Consider the following 15,659-nt stretch of genomic DNA (forward strand, 5'->3'; position numbering starts at 1 on the left):
GGAAACGTGAAAGGCCGCATTGCTGCGGCCTTTGGTGCCGGATTACGGCTTATTCATCACCCTTGACGGTGGTCGCAATCGCCAATTCACCCAGTTGGGCCGGGTTGGCGAAGCTGGGGGCGTCTGTCATCAGACAGGCGGCCGCGGTAGTTTTCGGGAAGGCAATCACGTCCCGAATGTTGTCGGTACCGGTCAGCAGCATGCTGAGACGGTCCAAGCCAAAGGCCAGACCGGCGTGGGGCGGGGTACCGTATTTCAGGGCATCCAGCAGGAAGCCGAACTTCAGGCGCTGTTCGTCCGGGGTAATACCCAGGATGTCGAACACGGTGGCCTGCATTTCGCTATTGTGGATACGCACAGAACCACCACCCACTTCGTAGCCGTTGATCACCATGTCGTAGGCGTTGGCGTAAGCACCCAGCGGATTGGCTTTCAGCTGTTCCGGGCTCAGGTTGCTCGGCGCGGTGAAGGGGTGATGCATGGCAGCCAGACCGCCTTCGCCATCTTCCTCGAACATCGGGAAGTCGATGACCCACAGGGGCTTCCAGCTGTTCTCCAGCAGGCCCAGATCGCGGCCCACTTTCAGACGCAGGGCGCCCATGGCGTCGCACACCACTTTCTTGGAGTCGGCGCCGAAGAAGATGATGTCGCCATCGGCCGCACCGGTACGGGCCAGGATCTCGCGCACGATCTTGTCAGAGAGGAACTTGGCCACCGGGGACTGTACGCCTTCGATGCCGCTCCCGGCCTCGTTGACCTTCATCCAGGCCAGGCCCTTGGCACCGTAGATGCCGACGAACTTGGTGTACTCGTCGATCTGCTTGCGGGAGAGCTCGGCGCCGCCCGGTACTTTCAGGGCAGCCACACGGCCTTTCGGATCGTTGGCAGGGCCGGCAAACACGGCGAACTCGACGGCGGTCAGCAGATCTGCCACATCCACCAGTTCCATCGGCAGACGCAGATCCGGCTTGTCGGAGCCAAAGCGGCGCATCGCCTCGTCGAAGGTCATGATGGGGAAGTCGCCCAGATCCACGTTCAGGATATGCAGCCACAGTTTGCGGATCATCTCTTCCATCACCTCACGCACCTGAGGTGCGGTCATGAAGGAGGTCTCCACGTCGATCTGGGTGAATTCCGGCTGACGGTCGGCACGCAGGTCTTCGTCGCGGAAGCACTTGACGATCTGGTAGTAGCGGTCGAAGCCGGACATCATCAGCAACTGCTTGAACAGCTGCGGGGACTGCGGCAGGGCGTAGAACTTGCCCTTGTGCACACGGCTCGGCACCAGGTAGTCACGGGCCCCTTCCGGGGTGGCCTTGGTCAGCATCGGGGTCTCGATGTCGAGGAAGCCGTGCTCGTCCATGAAGCGGCGCACGAAGGCACTGGCCTTGGCGCGGGTCTTCAGGTACTTGGCCATCTCGGGGCGACGCAAGTCCAGGTAGCGGTACTTGAGGCTGATCTCTTCGCTGTTGACCTGGTTGAAGTCAAGGGGCAGCGGCTCGGCGCGGTTGATGATGGTGAGCTCGTGGGCGAACACCTCGATGGCACCGGTGGCCATGTCGCTGTTGCGCTGGGACTCCGGACGGGTGCGCACCACGCCTGTCACCTGGATGCAGAACTCGCCACGCAGCTCGGAGGCCAGAGCGAACGCTTCCGGCTTGTCCGGATCGAAGAACACCTGCACGATCCCTTCGCGATCGCGCATGTCGATAAAGATCAGACCGCCGAGATCACGACGACGGTGGACCCAACCGCACAATGTAATGGTCTGCCCTTCATGGGCCTCATTGACCTGTCCGCAATAGATAGAGCGCATGGACTTCTTCCTTCGAAATTGTAGAGAGACGGTTAACCTTGGGCCGCCGGGCACGACTGGCAAGCACCGTCTGTCTCACAGCTGGCCAGATTCTTTTTCTTACCCGGTTTGAAATCAGTCTCGTACCATCCGGTTCCCTTGAGCCGGAAGCCTGCCGCCGATATCAGCTTGACCAGATTCGGCTTGCTACAGGCCGGGCAGTCGGTCAGGGGGGCATCGGAAAGCTTTTGCAGTTTTGCCAATTCATGGCCACAGACGTCGCAACGATATTCGTAGATAGGCATGGGTCACAAGAAATTGAAAAACAAAAGGGCTGGCATTATAGAGGAAAACCCCCATTTGGGTAAAATGGCCAGCAACCCCCTTTGCCCAGTTTTTTTGCCTCCGATGCCTAAATTCGGCCAAAAAAACGTCGCACCTTCTCCATGAGCGGAGCAAACAACCAGCATGAGCCTCTATCTGGGCCTGCCGCAATGGTCCCACCCCGCCTGGCCGGGGCAACTGCTTGGCCTGGGCGCCAAACCCGCCGAGCACCTCGCCCACTACGCCAGCGTGTTCGACTCGGTGGAAGGAAACACCACCTTCTACGCCCTGCCGACACCCGAGACGGTACAGCGCTGGGCCGATGCGGTGCCAGCCCGTTTTCGCTTCAACTTCAAGTTTCCGCAAACCATCAGCCACCAGAGCGATCTGGTGAGCGTGGACAAGCAGGTCGCGGACTTTATCGCGCTGCTCTCCCCGCTGCACAACAAGCTGGGGCTGCTCACCCTGCAGCTGCCCGCCCGCTTCGGCCCCGAGGGGCTGCCCCGCCTGCAGGCCTTTTTCAACCGATTGCCGGGCGAATTTCGTTATGCCCTTGAGGTACGCCATCCCGATTTCTTCGCCAAGGGTGAGGCCGAACGCGCCCTGAACAGGATGTTGATGGAGAAGGGCATCAACCGCATCATGCTGGATAGCCGACCGCTCTTCTCGGTACCGGCCACCACAGCTGCCATGACCGATGCCCAAGGCAAGAAACCCAGGCTGCCGGTCCATCTGCTGGCCACCGCCCAGGCCCCCGTGGTGCGCCTCATCGGCCTGCCGGATCCGGCGGCCAATCACCCCTTCTTGCCGGGCTGGCTCCCCCACTGGCAGCAGTGGCTCGCCGAGGGCAAGGATCTCTACCTGTTCATCCACACCGCCGACAACGCCAGAGCCCCTGAGCTTGCTCGCCAGATCAGCCATCTGCTTGGTCAGGAGATGGCCTCCTGGCCGGGGGAAAACGATCGCGCGCGCCAGGGAGTGCTGCCCTTTTGAGCGCCATCGGCTGATGCGTAAAAAAAGCCGTATTTTTCTGGTCTGGCGGGGCTTGGCGCCAAGACAAATGGCCTGCAATCCTCTACACTAGCGCCCCAAGCGAGGGGCCCGAATGTTTCGCATTGCAATCCGTTGCAACCGACGATGGGGCTCCGGTTCAAGGGTCCGGAACATGACCCGTACGAACAGGGCCGGTCCAGGGAGCTCATGACCCGTCACCCGTTCGTAAAGCAGGTGATATATCAACTCTGATGGCTATCACTCAACGACTCAATTGAACAATGCCGTCGGTTTATTCAACGACGGTCAGGTTGCGCCAGCATGCATACCAAAGATCAAATTTTTGCCGCCCCCATCGCCCGACTGGGGGATTTCTGTTTTGACGAGCAGGTCGTCGACGTCTTTCCCGACATGATCCAGCGATCGGTACCGGGTTACAGCAACATCATCTCCGCCATCGGCATGATGGCCGCCCGCTACGCTCAGCCCGAGAGCCGACTCTACGATCTCGGCTGCTCCCTCGGGGCCGCCACCCAGGCGATGCGCCGCCATGTCAATCAACCGGGTTGTCACATCACGGCGGTCGATCTCTCCCACCCCATGATCGAGCGGGCCCGCGCCCACCTCTCCGGCTTCAAATCCGAGGTGCCGGTGGAGCTGGTGGAGGCGGACATCTGCGATATCGAGATCGAGAACGCCTCCGTGGTGGTGCTCAACTTCACCCTGCAGTTCGTGGATCCCGAAAAACGGGCCGCCCTCATCCAGCGCATTCACGACGGCCTGCGCCCGGGCGGCATCCTGATCCTCAGCGAGAAGTTTCGCTTCGAGGACGAACCGGTCAACGAGCTGCTCATCGACCTGCACCTCGACTTCAAGCGGGCCAATGGCTATAGCGAGCTCGAGATCAGCCAGAAGCGCACCGCCCTTGAGAACGTGATGCGCACCGACAGCCTGCCGGTACATCAGGCCCGCCTGCGGGAGGCCGGCTTCGCCCATCAGGATCTCTGGTTCCAGTGCTTCAACTTCGGCTCCATGATCGCCATCAAATCGAGCGGGAGCGAACAGCCATGATCGACTTTGCCAACTTCTATCAGCTGATCGCCAAGAACCGCCTGAGCCACTGGCTGCATACCCTGCCCGCCCAGCTGCACGCCTGGCAGCATGACAACCAGCACGGGGATCTGCCGCGCTGGAATCGGGCCCTCAACAAACTGCCCCAGGTTGAACCTGGCCAGATCGAGTTGAAAGAGCGGGTCGAGATTGGCTCGGCCGAGAGCCTAGGGGAAGGTGAGCGCAAGAAGGTCGAGAGCCTGCTGCGCCACTTCATGCCCTGGCGCAAGGGGCCCTTCACCGTGCACGGCATCCACATCGACACGGAATGGCGTTCCGACTGGAAGTGGGATCGGGTGCTGCCCCACATCAGCCCGCTGGCGGGACGTTACGTGCTGGATGTCGGCTGCGGCAGCGGTTATCACCTCTGGCGCATGGTGGGTGAAGGGGCCAAGCTGGCGGTCGGCATCGATCCGAGCCCACTGTTCCTCTGCCAGTTCGAAGCCATTCGCCACTTCGCAGGCAATGACCAGCGAGCCCACCTGCTGCCCCTTGGCATCCAGGAGCTGCCGGAGCTGCGCGCCTTCGATACCGTCTTCTCCATGGGGGTGCTCTATCACCGCAAATCCCCCATCGAGCACATCGAGCAGCTGCGCAACCAGCTCAAAGACGATGGCGAGCTGGTGCTGGAGACCCTGGTGATCGACGGCGGCGTCAATGACGTGCTGATGCCCACCGACCGCTACGGCAAGATGCGCAATGTCTGGTTCATCCCATCCAGCGCAGCACTCAAGCTCTGGGTTGAACGCTGCGGTTTTACCGATGTGCGGATCGTCGACGAGAATATGACCAGCACCGACGAACAGCGTCGTACCGACTGGATGATTAATGAATCCCTGAGTGATTATCTGGATCCGGACAATCCGGCGCTCACGGTAGAAGGACACCCGGCCCCCAAGCGGGCCGTACTGATTGCGCGCAAGGCCAAAGACTAGCCGATGGCTGCTGTGGACGTTACACTGACCAAATTCCAGGAAGCACAGTTAAATGAATGACATGAAAAGCAAATTAAAAGGAATGACCCTGCTCTCCCTGCTTAGTCTCGGCGGGTGTGTCAATATGGAAAAACCTCCCCAGGTCCCCGCTCTGACCCTGGCCGAGCTGCGTAGCGAGCTCAGCCAGAGTGAACAGCGCCTACAAACAGCCATGGAACAGCAGCAGAAGCAGTATGCCCAGCAACAGCATCTGCTGGTTCAGCTCAACACCGATGTCACCAAGATGAAAGAGTCCGTCAAGCACGTAGATCACAAGCTCGCGAGCCTCCCGACCGAACCGCCCAAACCCCTGCCAATTCCGGCGGCAAAATGCCCCGCCCCGGATCAGGGCCACACCATAGATGGCAAACTGCTGGTGGGTGAAGCGGAGTGGATCTGGGTCGATGCCGCCAACGACGCCTTCCAGGCCCGGGTCGATACCGGCGCCACCACCTCCTCCATCAGCGCCCAGGAGATCACCATTTTCGAGCGCAACGGCAAGAACTGGGTGCGCTTCTTCCTGAGCCATCAGGAGATGGACGACAAGATCCAGATCGAGGCGCCGCTGGTGCGTCACGTGCGGGTGCGTCAGGCCTCCGCTGACGATCTGGACCGTCGCCCCGTGGTTCGCCTGGCAGTGCGTATCGGCGATATGACCGAAAAAGCCGAGTTTACCCTGAAAGACCGCAGCGACATGACCTTCCCCGTGCTGCTGGGTCGTGAGTTCCTCAAGGATATCGCCGTGGTCGACGTGGCCCGCGAATATATCCAGCCCAAACCCAAGCTCAAGGATGTGAAATAATCCATGGTTTCTCGCAAGCCGTTCTATTTGCTGGTTGCCCTGCTGTACATTGTCGGCCTGGGGATGACCCTCTATCACCACATTGCTCTGGACGTGCCCCTGACGCCGGGTGAAAAGCGCCAGATTTGGTCCATCGAGGCCAAGCTGGAGTTCGATGCCACCGGTGAGCCGGTGATCGCCTCCTTGGCTATTCCTGGCACCCAGCCCGGTTTCACCCTGATGAACGAGAATGCCGCGAGCCCGGGCTACGGTCTTTCGTTTGTTGAAAAAGATGGCGATGCCCGCGCCGAGTGGTCAATTCGCACCGCTTCCGGCCGTCAGGAGCTCTACTACCGCGTCGACATGATGGCGGATGCTCACGCCAAGCCGGCAGCCAACCCGCAGCCGCCTGCCATCGAGAAGCAGATCGAGAGCGAGCCCTATGCCACCGCGATGAAGCAGATCCTGGAACGTGCCCAGGAACGCTCCGCCGACGGCTATACCCTGACTCGCGAGATCATCAAAGAGATCGAGAAGCAGGAACAGAACGCCGAGCTGCTGAAAAAGAACAAGTCTCGTGCCAACCTGATCGCCGAGCTGCTCAACAACGCCGACATTCCGGCCCGTGTGGTCCATGCCCTCAATCTGGAAGATGGCCGCCGTCGCCAGGAGCTGGTGGATTACCTGCAAGTCTTCAACAGCCCGACCGACTACAAGCTGTTCAACCCGCAGACCGGTGAACAGGGCCGCCCGGCCAACCTGCTGCTGTGGGAGTACAACTCGGGCGCCCTGCTGGACGTGACCGGCGGTCACAACTCCCGCGTCACCTTCTCGATGATCGAGCAGGAGCAACCGGTGAGCGTCGCGCTGGCCCAGAAGTTCGAAAAATCCGAGATGTTGAACTTCTCCATCCACAGCCTGCCGCTGGAAGAGCAAGCCCTGTTCAAAGGCCTGCTGCTCATTCCTATCGGCGTGCTGATGGTGGTGTTCCTGCGGGTACTGGTGGGGATCAAGACTTCGGGCACCTTCATGCCGGTGCTGATCGCGGTCGCCTTCATCCAGACCTCGCTGGTGACCGGTCTCATTGGTTTCCTGCTTATCGTGGGCACCGGCCTTATCATCCGTTCCTACCTCTCGAGGTTGAACCTGCTGCTGGTCGCCCGGATATCGGCGATCATCATCATGGTGATCTCGATGATCGGCATCTTCTCCGCATTCGCCTTCAAGCTGGGGCTGACCGACGGCATGAAGATCACCTTCTTCCCGATGATCATCCTCTCCTGGACCATAGAGCGGATGTCCATCCTGTGGGAAGAAGAGGGTCCGAAAGAGGTGTTCCGCCAGGGCGGCGGTTCCCTGCTGGTGGCCGTCATCGCCTACCTGGCCATGGATAACGAACTGATCCGTCACCTCACCTTCAACTTCCTCGGTCTGCAACTGGTGCTGATGGCGACCGTGCTGCTGATGGGTAACTACACCGGTTACAAGCTGAGCGAGCTCAAGCGCTTCAAGCCGCTGGTGGACGAGATGAAGTCTGGCGCCACGCCGGGTAAGGACAAGTAACAGATGTGGTTCTGGGAAAAGTACACCACCCCGTGGAGCCTGTCTCAGTCAGGCATCCTCGGCATGAACAAGCGCAACCACTCCTACATCAGCCGCTACAACCCGCGTCGTCTCTACCCGCTGGTGGATGACAAGCTGCAGACCAAGCGCATCGCGCTGGATGCAGGCGTGACGGTGCCGGATCTCATTGGCACCATTCGCGAACAGCACGGAGTGGGACAGATCACCGAGCTGGTGAAAGAGTGGCCAGGCTTCTGCATCAAGCCGGCCCGGGGTTCCGGCGGCAAGGGGATCCTGGTGATCCTGCGTCAGGAAGATGGCCTCTTCTACAAACCCAACGGCAGTGCCTGCAATGGCCAGGATCTGGAGCGCCATGTCTCCAACATCCTGGCGGGGCTCTACTCTCTGGGGGGCAAGCCGGACGTGGCGCTGGTAGAAGGGCTCATCAACTTCGATGACGTGTTCGACGGCTACTCGTTTGAAGGGGTGCCCGACTCCCGGGTCATCATCTTCAAGGGCTTCCCGGTGATGGCCATGATGCGCCTCTCCACTTCTGCCTCCGACGGCAAGGCGAACCTGCACCAGGGCGCCGTGGGGGTGGGTTTGTGCCTGCGTACCGGTCGCGCCCTGCGGGCTGTGCAGTTTGGCTCACCCATCCGCCACCATCCGGATACGGGACTCGACCTCTACGATCTCAGGGTGCCCCACTGGGATACCCTGCTGACCCTGGCCGCCTCCTGCTACGAGATGTCGGGGCTCGGCTATATCGGGACCGACATGGTGCTGGACAAGTTCCGCGGCCCTATGCTGCTGGAGCTCAACGCCCGTCCGGGCCTTGCCATCCAGATCGCCAACGGCCGCGGCCTGGTGCCCAACCTCAAGACCATCGAGAAGCTGGGGCAGGTCAAGATGAACGTGGATCAGCGGGTCAACTTCGCCAAGGATCACTTCGGGATCTTCGACGAATAATCCGGTTGCTACCCGATGCCAAAAGCGTGCCCATGGCGCGCTTTTTTATACCAGCCCTACAAGCTGTTACTGCATCCACCATCCAAATAACAGGCATAAAAAAACCGGCGCCTTGACACCGGTTTTTTACTTCGCATCAACCCATTACAGGGCGTCGGCGTTCTCGGACAGGTATTTGGCTACGCCATCCGGAGAGGCCTGCATGCCTTTCTTACCCTTTTCCCACTGAGCCGGGCACACTTCGCCGTGCTCTTCGTGGAATTGCAGGGCGTCGACCATGCGCAGCATTTCGTCGATGTTGCGACCCAGCGGCAGATCGTTCACCACCTGATGACGAACCACGCCGTTCTTGTCGATCAGGAAGGAGCCACGGAAGGCAACACCGGCTTCCGGATGCTCGACGTCATACGCCTTGCAGATCTCGTGCTTCACGTCGGCGATCAGCGGGTACTTGACCTGGCCGATGCCGCCATCTTCCACCTTGGTGTTGCGCCAGGCGTTGTGGGAGAACTGGGAATCGATGGAAACACCGATCACTTCCACGCCACGCTTCTGGAACTCTTCATAGCGATGATCGAAGGCGATCAGTTCGGACGGGCAGACGAAAGTGAAGTCGAGGGGGTAAAAGAAGACAACGGCGGCTTTGCCTTTGATGTGGGATGACAGGTTGAAAGAATCAACGATTTCGCCATTACCCAGAACGGCTGCGGCAGTAAAATCGGGTGCGGGACGGCCTACCAATACCATATTCAATTCCTCTTTTGTGAAGTGAACAATCCGCTCAGGATTGGGCCACCTTGGGCCTGGTCCATCTAATTCAAGCGACAAACTATAGGCCCGGTGGTAGATTAGTCAAATCAAATTAAATAGATAGCATTAATCGGGTTTTTCTATGCAACGTTGGCCCAGCCTCAAACAGCTGCAATATCTGGTTGCTCTCGACGAGCACAAAAACTTCAACCGCGCCGCCAAGGCTTGCCATGTCAGCCAGTCGACCCTGAGTACCGGGATCCAGACGCTGGAGGACATGATGAACCTGCAACTGGTGGAGCGGGACCACAAGAGCTTCATTATGACCCCGGTCGGCATGGAAATCGTCGAGCGGGCTCGCAATTTGCTCTCCGACGCGCGGGATCTGATGGAGCTCGGTCAACATCAGGGGGGAGTCATGCAGGGGACGGTGCGCCTCGGCTGCATCCCGACCATTGCCCCCTTCCTGCTCAGCAAGCTGCTGAAGGTGTGCAGCAAGACCTATCCTGATCTCGAATTGTTGCTGCGTGAAGACACCACCAGCAATCTGCTCAAACAGCTCGAACAGGGTCAGCTCGATCTGCTGATCCTGGCCCTACCCATCGAGATCGGCGGCTTTCACTGCAAGACCGTCGGCCAGGATCCCTTCCACATGGTGATGCCTGCCAGCATGGCGGCCGGGCTGCACACCCCGTTCGACTACAAGGAGCTGCCCAACCAGAGCATCTTCCTGCTGGAGCGGGAGCACTGCCTCACCGAGCATGCGGTCAGCGCCTGTCGCCTGCGGGACAAGAGCAAGATCAACCCGTTCGCGGCCACCAGCCTGCACACCCTGGTGCAGATGGTAGAGGCGGGCCTGGGCACCACCTTCCTGCCCCAGATGGCCATAGATGCCGGCATTCTCGACAACTCGGATCTGGTGGCCATCCCGCTGCCCGGCGAAAAATCCTACCGTGAGATAGGCCTGGTATGGCGTCCCAGCACCACCCGGGTGCAGACCTTCTACAAGCTGGCCGAGCTGCTCACCCCGCTGATCAGCCCGGCCAAATAAGCTCAAACGCCAGCCCTCCGGCTGGCGTTTTTTTTACGCAGCCACGCATTTTTGCCATTTGAGACTAGGTCTTGGGCCAGATCCCTGTTTATGATGGAAAAGTTGTCGTGCCGGTCATCTTCTGACGCCGGTGTCCAAGCCTGATCTGTAGAGAGAGCACCGATGTATCGTTTCTTGCTGCTATCCATACTGACCCTGCTGCTGGCTGCCTGCTCCAGTACTCCCGAACCCACGCCACCCGCCCCTCGCCAGAGCAGTGCCTTCGACGGCTTCTACCAGCAGTGGCGCGGCGTACCCTATCGCATGGGGGGCTCGACCCGGGCCGGCCTCGACTGCTCCGCCTTCACCCAGCTGGCCTACCAGCAGGTAATGGGGTTTTCCCTGCCCAGAACCACAGAATCCCAGGCCACCCTCGGCACACCGGTCGAACGTTATCGGCTGCAACACGGGGATCTGGTCTTCTTCAAGACCGGCTGGCGCCAGTACCACGTCGGGGTCTACACGGGATCGGGGGAGTTTATCCACGCCTCCACCAGCAAGGGGGTGATCCGCTCCCGTCTCGACAATGTCTACTGGAACAGCCGCTACTGGCAGGCTCGCCGCCTGACCCAATAAGGCACCAAGCCCACTTACCTGTCCTTTCATCTTCCCGTGAAGAGTCATGGACCATTGCTTATAACCCAATTGAACCCAAAACCTGCGTTTCTGCTCATTTTGTGATAAAGTGGTGACCCTTTTTCAGGCATAGCCCTGTTGCGCCGGGTTTCTCTTCGTATGAAAACAATGCCCCAGACAGGCAAACGCAACAGCTGTGGTGTGGCAGGAGCAGCCACGCAGCGTCAGCGCGGGACGAGCGACTGGCCACACAACACGGGTTTCAATCGTCAATTTGATAAGGAGATCGTGCAATGAAGCAATATCAAAGCTGGTTGGGACAATACCTGATGAGCCGTCGTGACGGTGACCATGCCATGGCTTCCGAGCTGGCCAGCTCCATCTGCGAGTTCTGGCAGCAGCAAGGAGATGAGGCCGAGCTGGACAAGTGGCAGCAGATCTACCAGCACCATCTGGAAAGAACCACTTAATCATCCGATTCCTTGCCTTGCAGCACCCGAGCTGCAAGGCTTTCTTTTGTTTACCCTTTCCAGCTCCCCTCTTTATCTCCGTTTTGTTGCCAATCGCGGCAACCTGATGTCGATGTCATCCCTGTGCCATCAGTTCGCACCAGACGACAGAAACCACGGTTCTAGCCCTTGCATAGCCAACGCATACAGCCATAAAACTCTCTTTCGCCTCTCCTGCGGCATGTCGCCTCAACGGTTCAACTACCCAAGCACGATTGAAATGAGCGATACGCCGCCACATCACCCCACTTCCGCCTTGCCCCTGCCACTCCCCTTTGTTAGAGTCGCGCGCCGCGCGGCGACCGCGCCCACAAAAACAATGAGCGCCCAGGGCGCCAGCAACGAGCGAGAACAATCCATGCGTGAGCGCATCAGACAAGAGTGGTTTGGCAACGTCAGGGGGGATCTGCTGTCGGGCACGGTCGTGGCCCTGGCCCTGATCCCGGAGGCCATCGCCTTCTCCATCATCGCCGGCGTCGATCCCAAGGTGGGGCTCTACGCCTCCTTCTGCATCGCCGTCATCATCGCCTTCACCGGCGGCCGCCCGGCCATGATCTCCGCCGCCACCGGCGCCATGGCCCTGCTGATGGTGACCCTGGTGCGCGAGCACGGGCTGCAATACCTGATGGCCGCTACCCTGCTCACCGGCCTGCTGCAGATCCTGGCCGGCTACCTGCGCCTCGGCGCCCTGATGCGCTTCGTCTCGCGCTCGGTGGTGACCGGCTTTGTCAACGCTCTGGCCATCCTCATCTTCATGGCCCAGTTGCCGGAGCTGACCAACGTCAGCTGGCAGGTCTACGCCATGACCGCAGCCGGGCTTGGCATCATCTACCTGTTCCCGCGCCTGCCGCGCATCGGCACTTTGCTCCCCTCGCCGCTGCTGTGCATCGTGCTGCTTACCGCGGTGAGCGTCGGCCTCGGCCTCGAGGTGCGCACGGTCGGCGACATGGGCGCCCTGCCGGACACCCTGCCGGTCTTCATGTGGCCCGACGTACCCCTCAATCTCGAGACCCTGGCCATCATCTTCCCCTACTCCGCCGCCCTGGCCGTGGTGGGGCTGCTCGAATCCCTGATGACCGCCGCCATCGTCGACGAGATGACCGGCACCCGCAGCGATCGCCACCGTGAGTGCAAGGGCCAGGGGCTGGCCAACATCGCCGCCGGCCTGATGGGCGGCATGGCGGGCTGCGCCATGATCGGCCAGTCGGTCATCAACGTGAAATCCGGTGGCCGCGGCCGCCTCTCCACCCTGGTGGCGGGGGCCCTGCTCATCGTCATGGTGGTATTCCTGGATGAGTGGATCCGCCAGATCCCCATGGCGGCCCTGGTGGCGGTGATGATCATGGTATCCATCGGCACCTTCTCCTGGGGCTCAGTGCTGCGCATGCACAAGACGCCGCTGGCCACCAATCTGGTGATGCTGAGCACGGTGGCCGTGGTGGTTGTGACCCACAACCTGGCCCTCGGGGTACTGACCGGCGTGCTGCTGGCCTGCCTCTTCTTCGCCCACAAGGTGGCGCGCACCCTGCTGGTACACAGCGACAGCGAGCGTCACGGCGCCACCCGCACCTACCGGGTGCACGGCCAGGTCTTCTTCGCCAGCACCGAGCAGTTCTGTGCCGGCTTTGACACCGGCGAATCCCTCGAGCGGGTGGTGATCGATTTAAGTGACGCCCATTTCTGGGATCTCAGCGCCGCCGAGGCCCTGACCAAAGTGCGCCGCCGCTTCGAGGCTGCCGGCACCGAGGTGCAGCTGACGGGGGTGAGCGACGCCAGCGCCGCCCTGCTCGGCCGCTTCGCCCCGGCGACCTGACCGAACGCCGCTTCTGGAACCAAACGCCCATAAAAAAAGGCCAGCCCCCTGGGGCTGGCCTTTTGCGTTGCCGAGGCAGCGCTTACATCTGGTCGACCATGTCCTGGGCGAACTGGGAGCAGGAGCGCAGGGTAGCGCCTTCCATCAGGCGCTCGAAGTCATAGGTGACGGTCTTGTTGCGGATCGCCGCTTCCATCCCCTTGATGATGAGGTCGGCCGCTTCGGTCCAGCCCATGTGACGCAGCATCATCTCGGCGGAGAGGATGAGGGAGCCCGGGTTGACCTTGTCCTGACCGGCGTATTTCGGCGCGGTACCGTGGGTTGCTTCGAACAGGGCCACGCCGTCGCCGATGTTGGCACCCGGTGCGATGCCGATGCCGCCCACCTGGGCCGCCAGCGCGTCGGAGATGTAGTCACCGTTGAGGTTCATACAGGCGATGACGTCATACTCGGCCGGGCGCAGCAGGATCTGTTGCAGGAAGGCGTCGGCGATGACGTCCTTGACCACGATGGTCTTGCCGGTTTTCGGGTTCTTGAAGGAGCACCAGGGGCCGCCGTCGATAAGCTGGGCGTCGTACTCTTTCTGGGCCAGGGCGTAACCCCAATCCTTGAAGGCACCTTCGGTGAACTTCATGATGTTGCCCTTGTGCACCAGGGTCACGGAGTCACGGTCGTTGTCGATGGCGTACTCGATGGCGGCACGGACCAGACGCTCGGTACCGGCCTTGGACATGGGCTTGATGCCGATGCCGCAGGACTCGGGGAAGCGAATCTTCTTCACGCCCATCTCGTTTTGCAGGAAGGAAATCACCTTCTTGGCTTCGTCGCTGTCGGCCTTCCACTCGATGCCGGCGTAGATGTCTTCGGCGTTCTCGCGGAAGATCACCATGTCGGTCAGATCAGGACGCTTGACCGGGCTCGGAGTGCCTTCGTAGTAGCGTACCGGGCGCAGGCAGACGTAGAGATCCAGCTCCTGACGCAGGGCCACGTTGAGAGAGCGAATACCGCCACCGACCGGGGTGGTCAGGGGGCCCTTGATGGCCACGCAGTATTCACGAATGAAATCCAGGGTTTCGGCCGGCAGCCAGGCACCTTCGCCATAGACATGAGTCGATTTCTCGCCGGTATAGATCTCCATCCAGGCGATCTTGCGCTCGCCTTTGTAGGCTTTCTCGACCGCGGCATTTACCACATTCAACATGGCCGGGGTCACGTCCACACCGATACCATCCCCTTCGATAAACGGAATGATGGGATTGTGGGGAACCTGCAGCTTGCCGTTGGCATCGACTGTGATTTTCTGGCCCTGGGTCGGGATAACTACTTTGCTTTCCATCGGCATCTCCTAACTTCCGTTTGTTATCAATCTGATCGTTGCGCGCGGCCATCTTAGCCCATTCATTTTCATAATAAAATGGCGATCACCCATGTCAGACCAAAGAGGTAGCCCCCGGGCGATCCGGGTCACAATCCCGCCCCGGCCGCGGCTCTGGCGCCAGTCGCTATCCTTCGGCCTCGCAGGCCAATGTCTGGGGCTGGCTCAGAGCGCGGTATTGGGACGGCGTCAATCCCGTCTTCTGCTTGAACACCCGACAGAAGTAATTTACATCGGTGTAACCACAACGGCTGGCTACCTCCTCCAAGCGGAAACGGTACTTTTTCAGCATGAATTTGGCCCGGTCGATGCGCACCCAGCTGATGTAATCGGCCAGGCGCATATGGCCCTGCTCACGAAACAGGTGGGAGAGATGGCTGGCGGAGACATTGAAGCGGTGAGCGATGGAGTCGCGGGTAATGGGGCGGTGAAAATTTTCCTGGATATAGATGCAGATGCCGTGGAACAGATCCGCCCCCCGCGGCCTGTCAACGGCGGACTCCGCCAGCAACTGACGCGTACTGGTGAGCAGCGCCTGCAGCAGCAGATCGTCAGTGGGCGCACGACCGGGATCCTCGGCCAGCACATTGAGCGCTCCCAGAATATGCTCTGTCACATGACCCGCCCGGGCCATGATGCTGTGTTTTTGCACGTCAAAGAAATCGGGCTCTTCCCGGCGTTTGCTCACCAAGCTGAACCCTATCTGGCGCTTGCCAAACAGCAGGCTCAATACGGAGCAGTCAGTGGTCCAGAGCGGCTTGTTCCAGCCGTTGGGAGGGATATAGAGCGCCTGCCCGGGCTGCACACCAATCTCCTTGCTGCCAGCCTCCCTGTCCCACACCTGATTGAGGTATTCACCGCTGAACACCAGCTCGAGGCGGGGAAAGTTGACCTGATAGCTGAAGCTTGGGGGCAGACCCTGTTCACTGGCGAACCAGATTTGGTCGAAAGGAACCTGTTCACCAAGGGCACCATCAAACAACTGGCTGAAAATGAGTGACATGCTGATCCTGATCAAGAGAGAGGCAAGCGGTTGC

The 15,659-nt window shown here is 60.3% G+C and carries 15 protein-coding genes; 10 read left to right on the forward strand and 5 right to left on the reverse strand.

The genetic code is table 11. The features are described from left to right. Window positions 1-49: 49 nt before the first annotated feature. Window positions 50-1,816 (reverse strand): aspartate--tRNA ligase, encoded by a 1,767-nt coding sequence (gene aspS / locus LA321_RS19210; RefSeq protein WP_042069918.1) that lies wholly within the window; start codon window positions 1,814-1,816, stop codon window positions 50-52. A gap of 32 nt (window positions 1,817-1,848) precedes the next feature. Continuing rightward, entirely contained in the window at window positions 1,849-2,100 is a 252-nt protein-coding gene (locus tag LA321_RS19215) for an FmdB family zinc ribbon protein (RefSeq protein WP_005337686.1), read from the reverse strand. 163 nt (window positions 2,101-2,263) lie between these two features. Between LA321_RS19215 and LA321_RS19220 the strand changes: the two genes are divergently transcribed. The 6 genes from LA321_RS19220 to LA321_RS19245 all read left to right on the forward strand — a co-directional run bounded on the left by LA321_RS19220 (window position 2,264) and on the right by LA321_RS19245 (window position 8,509). Further along, complete coding sequence (locus tag LA321_RS19220) at window positions 2,264-3,112, forward strand: DUF72 domain-containing protein (protein WP_042069920.1); 849 nt, start codon at window positions 2,264-2,266, stop codon at window positions 3,110-3,112. Between the two features lie 321 nt (window positions 3,113-3,433). Then, the gene (cmoA, locus tag LA321_RS19225; RefSeq protein ID WP_042028565.1) at window positions 3,434-4,183 is read left to right on the forward strand and encodes a carboxy-S-adenosyl-L-methionine synthase CmoA; all 750 of its coding nucleotides are present in this window, start codon (window positions 3,434-3,436) and stop codon (window positions 4,181-4,183) included. Continuing rightward, complete coding sequence (gene cmoB, locus LA321_RS19230) at window positions 4,180-5,157, forward strand: tRNA 5-methoxyuridine(34)/uridine 5-oxyacetic acid(34) synthase CmoB (RefSeq protein WP_042069921.1); 978 nt, start codon at window positions 4,180-4,182, stop codon at window positions 5,155-5,157. Before cmoA ends, cmoB begins: the two co-directional genes overlap by 4 nt. A gap of 52 nt (window positions 5,158-5,209) precedes the next feature. Beyond that, window positions 5,210-5,998 (forward strand): ATP-dependent zinc protease family protein, encoded by a 789-nt coding sequence (locus LA321_RS19235; RefSeq protein ID WP_042028562.1) that lies wholly within the window; start codon window positions 5,210-5,212, stop codon window positions 5,996-5,998. Between the two features lie 3 nt (window positions 5,999-6,001). Beyond that, window positions 6,002-7,540, forward strand: a complete 1,539-nt coding sequence (locus LA321_RS19240; protein WP_026457188.1) for an inactive transglutaminase family protein — start codon at window positions 6,002-6,004, stop codon at window positions 7,538-7,540. Between the two features lie 3 nt (window positions 7,541-7,543). Beyond that, a complete protein-coding gene (locus LA321_RS19245; protein ID WP_026457189.1) occupies window positions 7,544-8,509 on the forward strand; it encodes an alpha-L-glutamate ligase-like protein in 966 nt (321 codons plus the stop codon). A gap of 144 nt (window positions 8,510-8,653) precedes the next feature. On the opposite strand, the gene LA321_RS19250 is transcribed toward LA321_RS19245, so the two are convergent. Further along, a complete protein-coding gene (locus LA321_RS19250) occupies window positions 8,654-9,256 on the reverse strand; it encodes a peroxiredoxin C (protein ID WP_026457190.1) in 603 nt (200 codons plus the stop codon). 145 nt (window positions 9,257-9,401) lie between these two features. On the opposite strand from LA321_RS19250, the gene LA321_RS19255 reads away from it, so the two are divergent. The 4 genes from LA321_RS19255 to LA321_RS19270 all read left to right on the forward strand — a co-directional run bounded on the left by LA321_RS19255 (window position 9,402) and on the right by LA321_RS19270 (window position 13,247). After that, window positions 9,402-10,310 carry a hydrogen peroxide-inducible genes activator gene (locus LA321_RS19255; RefSeq protein ID WP_042028560.1) on the forward strand — a complete coding sequence of 303 codons (909 nt, stop codon included), beginning with the start codon at window positions 9,402-9,404 and terminating at the stop codon, window positions 10,308-10,310. A 162-nt stretch (window positions 10,311-10,472) separates the two neighbouring features. Further along, window positions 10,473-10,925 carry a C40 family peptidase gene (locus LA321_RS19260; RefSeq protein WP_042028559.1) on the forward strand — a complete coding sequence of 151 codons (453 nt, stop codon included), beginning with the start codon at window positions 10,473-10,475 and terminating at the stop codon, window positions 10,923-10,925. 293 nt (window positions 10,926-11,218) lie between these two features. Further along, complete coding sequence (locus tag LA321_RS19265; RefSeq protein ID WP_124240153.1) at window positions 11,219-11,395, forward strand: hypothetical protein; 177 nt, start codon at window positions 11,219-11,221, stop codon at window positions 11,393-11,395. A gap of 397 nt (window positions 11,396-11,792) precedes the next feature. Beyond that, window positions 11,793-13,247, forward strand: a complete 1,455-nt coding sequence (locus LA321_RS19270; protein ID WP_042069923.1) for a SulP family inorganic anion transporter — start codon at window positions 11,793-11,795, stop codon at window positions 13,245-13,247. Between the two features lie 82 nt (window positions 13,248-13,329). Here LA321_RS19270 and icd read toward each other — a convergent pair whose 3' ends face one another. Next, window positions 13,330-14,583 (reverse strand): NADP-dependent isocitrate dehydrogenase, encoded by a 1,254-nt coding sequence (gene icd / locus LA321_RS19275; protein ID WP_042069925.1) that lies wholly within the window; start codon window positions 14,581-14,583, stop codon window positions 13,330-13,332. Window positions 14,584-14,749: 166 nt separating this feature from the next. Next, window positions 14,750-15,625, reverse strand: coding sequence for a helix-turn-helix transcriptional regulator (locus tag LA321_RS19280; RefSeq protein WP_042069926.1), 876 nt, complete (start codon window positions 15,623-15,625; stop codon window positions 14,750-14,752). Window positions 15,626-15,659: the final 34 nt, after the last annotated feature.

The sequence above is a fragment of the Aeromonas enteropelogenes genome (assembly GCF_020097295.1).
Taxonomy (GTDB): Bacteria; Pseudomonadota; Gammaproteobacteria; order Enterobacterales; family Aeromonadaceae; genus Aeromonas; species Aeromonas enteropelogenes.

Bases quoted from the DNA above. Each gene is read 5' to 3' on its own strand.
- LA321_RS19250 (WP_026457190.1), bottom strand. From the start codon at position 9,256: ATGGTATTGGTAGGCCGTCCCGCACCCGATTTTACTGCCGCAGCCGTT.
- LA321_RS19265 (WP_124240153.1), top strand. From the start codon at position 11,219: ATGAAGCAATATCAAAGCTGGTTGGGACAATACCTGATGAGCCGTCGT.
- cmoA (WP_042028565.1), top strand. From the start codon at position 3,434: ATGCATACCAAAGATCAAATTTTTGCCGCCCCCATCGCCCGACTGGGG.
- LA321_RS19215 (WP_005337686.1), bottom strand. From the start codon at position 2,100: ATGCCTATCTACGAATATCGTTGCGACGTCTGTGGCCATGAATTGGCA.
- LA321_RS19270 (WP_042069923.1), top strand. From the start codon at position 11,793: ATGCGTGAGCGCATCAGACAAGAGTGGTTTGGCAACGTCAGGGGGGAT.
- LA321_RS19240 (WP_026457188.1), top strand. From the start codon at position 6,002: ATGGTTTCTCGCAAGCCGTTCTATTTGCTGGTTGCCCTGCTGTACATT.
- LA321_RS19245 (WP_026457189.1), top strand. From the start codon at position 7,544: ATGTGGTTCTGGGAAAAGTACACCACCCCGTGGAGCCTGTCTCAGTCA.
- LA321_RS19220 (WP_042069920.1), top strand. From the start codon at position 2,264: ATGAGCCTCTATCTGGGCCTGCCGCAATGGTCCCACCCCGCCTGGCCG.
- cmoB (WP_042069921.1), top strand. From the start codon at position 4,180: ATGATCGACTTTGCCAACTTCTATCAGCTGATCGCCAAGAACCGCCTG.
- icd (WP_042069925.1), bottom strand. From the start codon at position 14,583: ATGGAAAGCAAAGTAGTTATCCCGACCCAGGGCCAGAAAATCACAGTC.
- aspS (WP_042069918.1), bottom strand. From the start codon at position 1,816: ATGCGCTCTATCTATTGCGGACAGGTCAATGAGGCCCATGAAGGGCAG.
- LA321_RS19260 (WP_042028559.1), top strand. From the start codon at position 10,473: ATGTATCGTTTCTTGCTGCTATCCATACTGACCCTGCTGCTGGCTGCC.
- LA321_RS19255 (WP_042028560.1), top strand. From the start codon at position 9,402: ATGCAACGTTGGCCCAGCCTCAAACAGCTGCAATATCTGGTTGCTCTC.
- LA321_RS19235 (WP_042028562.1), top strand. From the start codon at position 5,210: ATGAATGACATGAAAAGCAAATTAAAAGGAATGACCCTGCTCTCCCTG.
- LA321_RS19280 (WP_042069926.1), bottom strand. From the start codon at position 15,625: ATGTCACTCATTTTCAGCCAGTTGTTTGATGGTGCCCTTGGTGAACAG.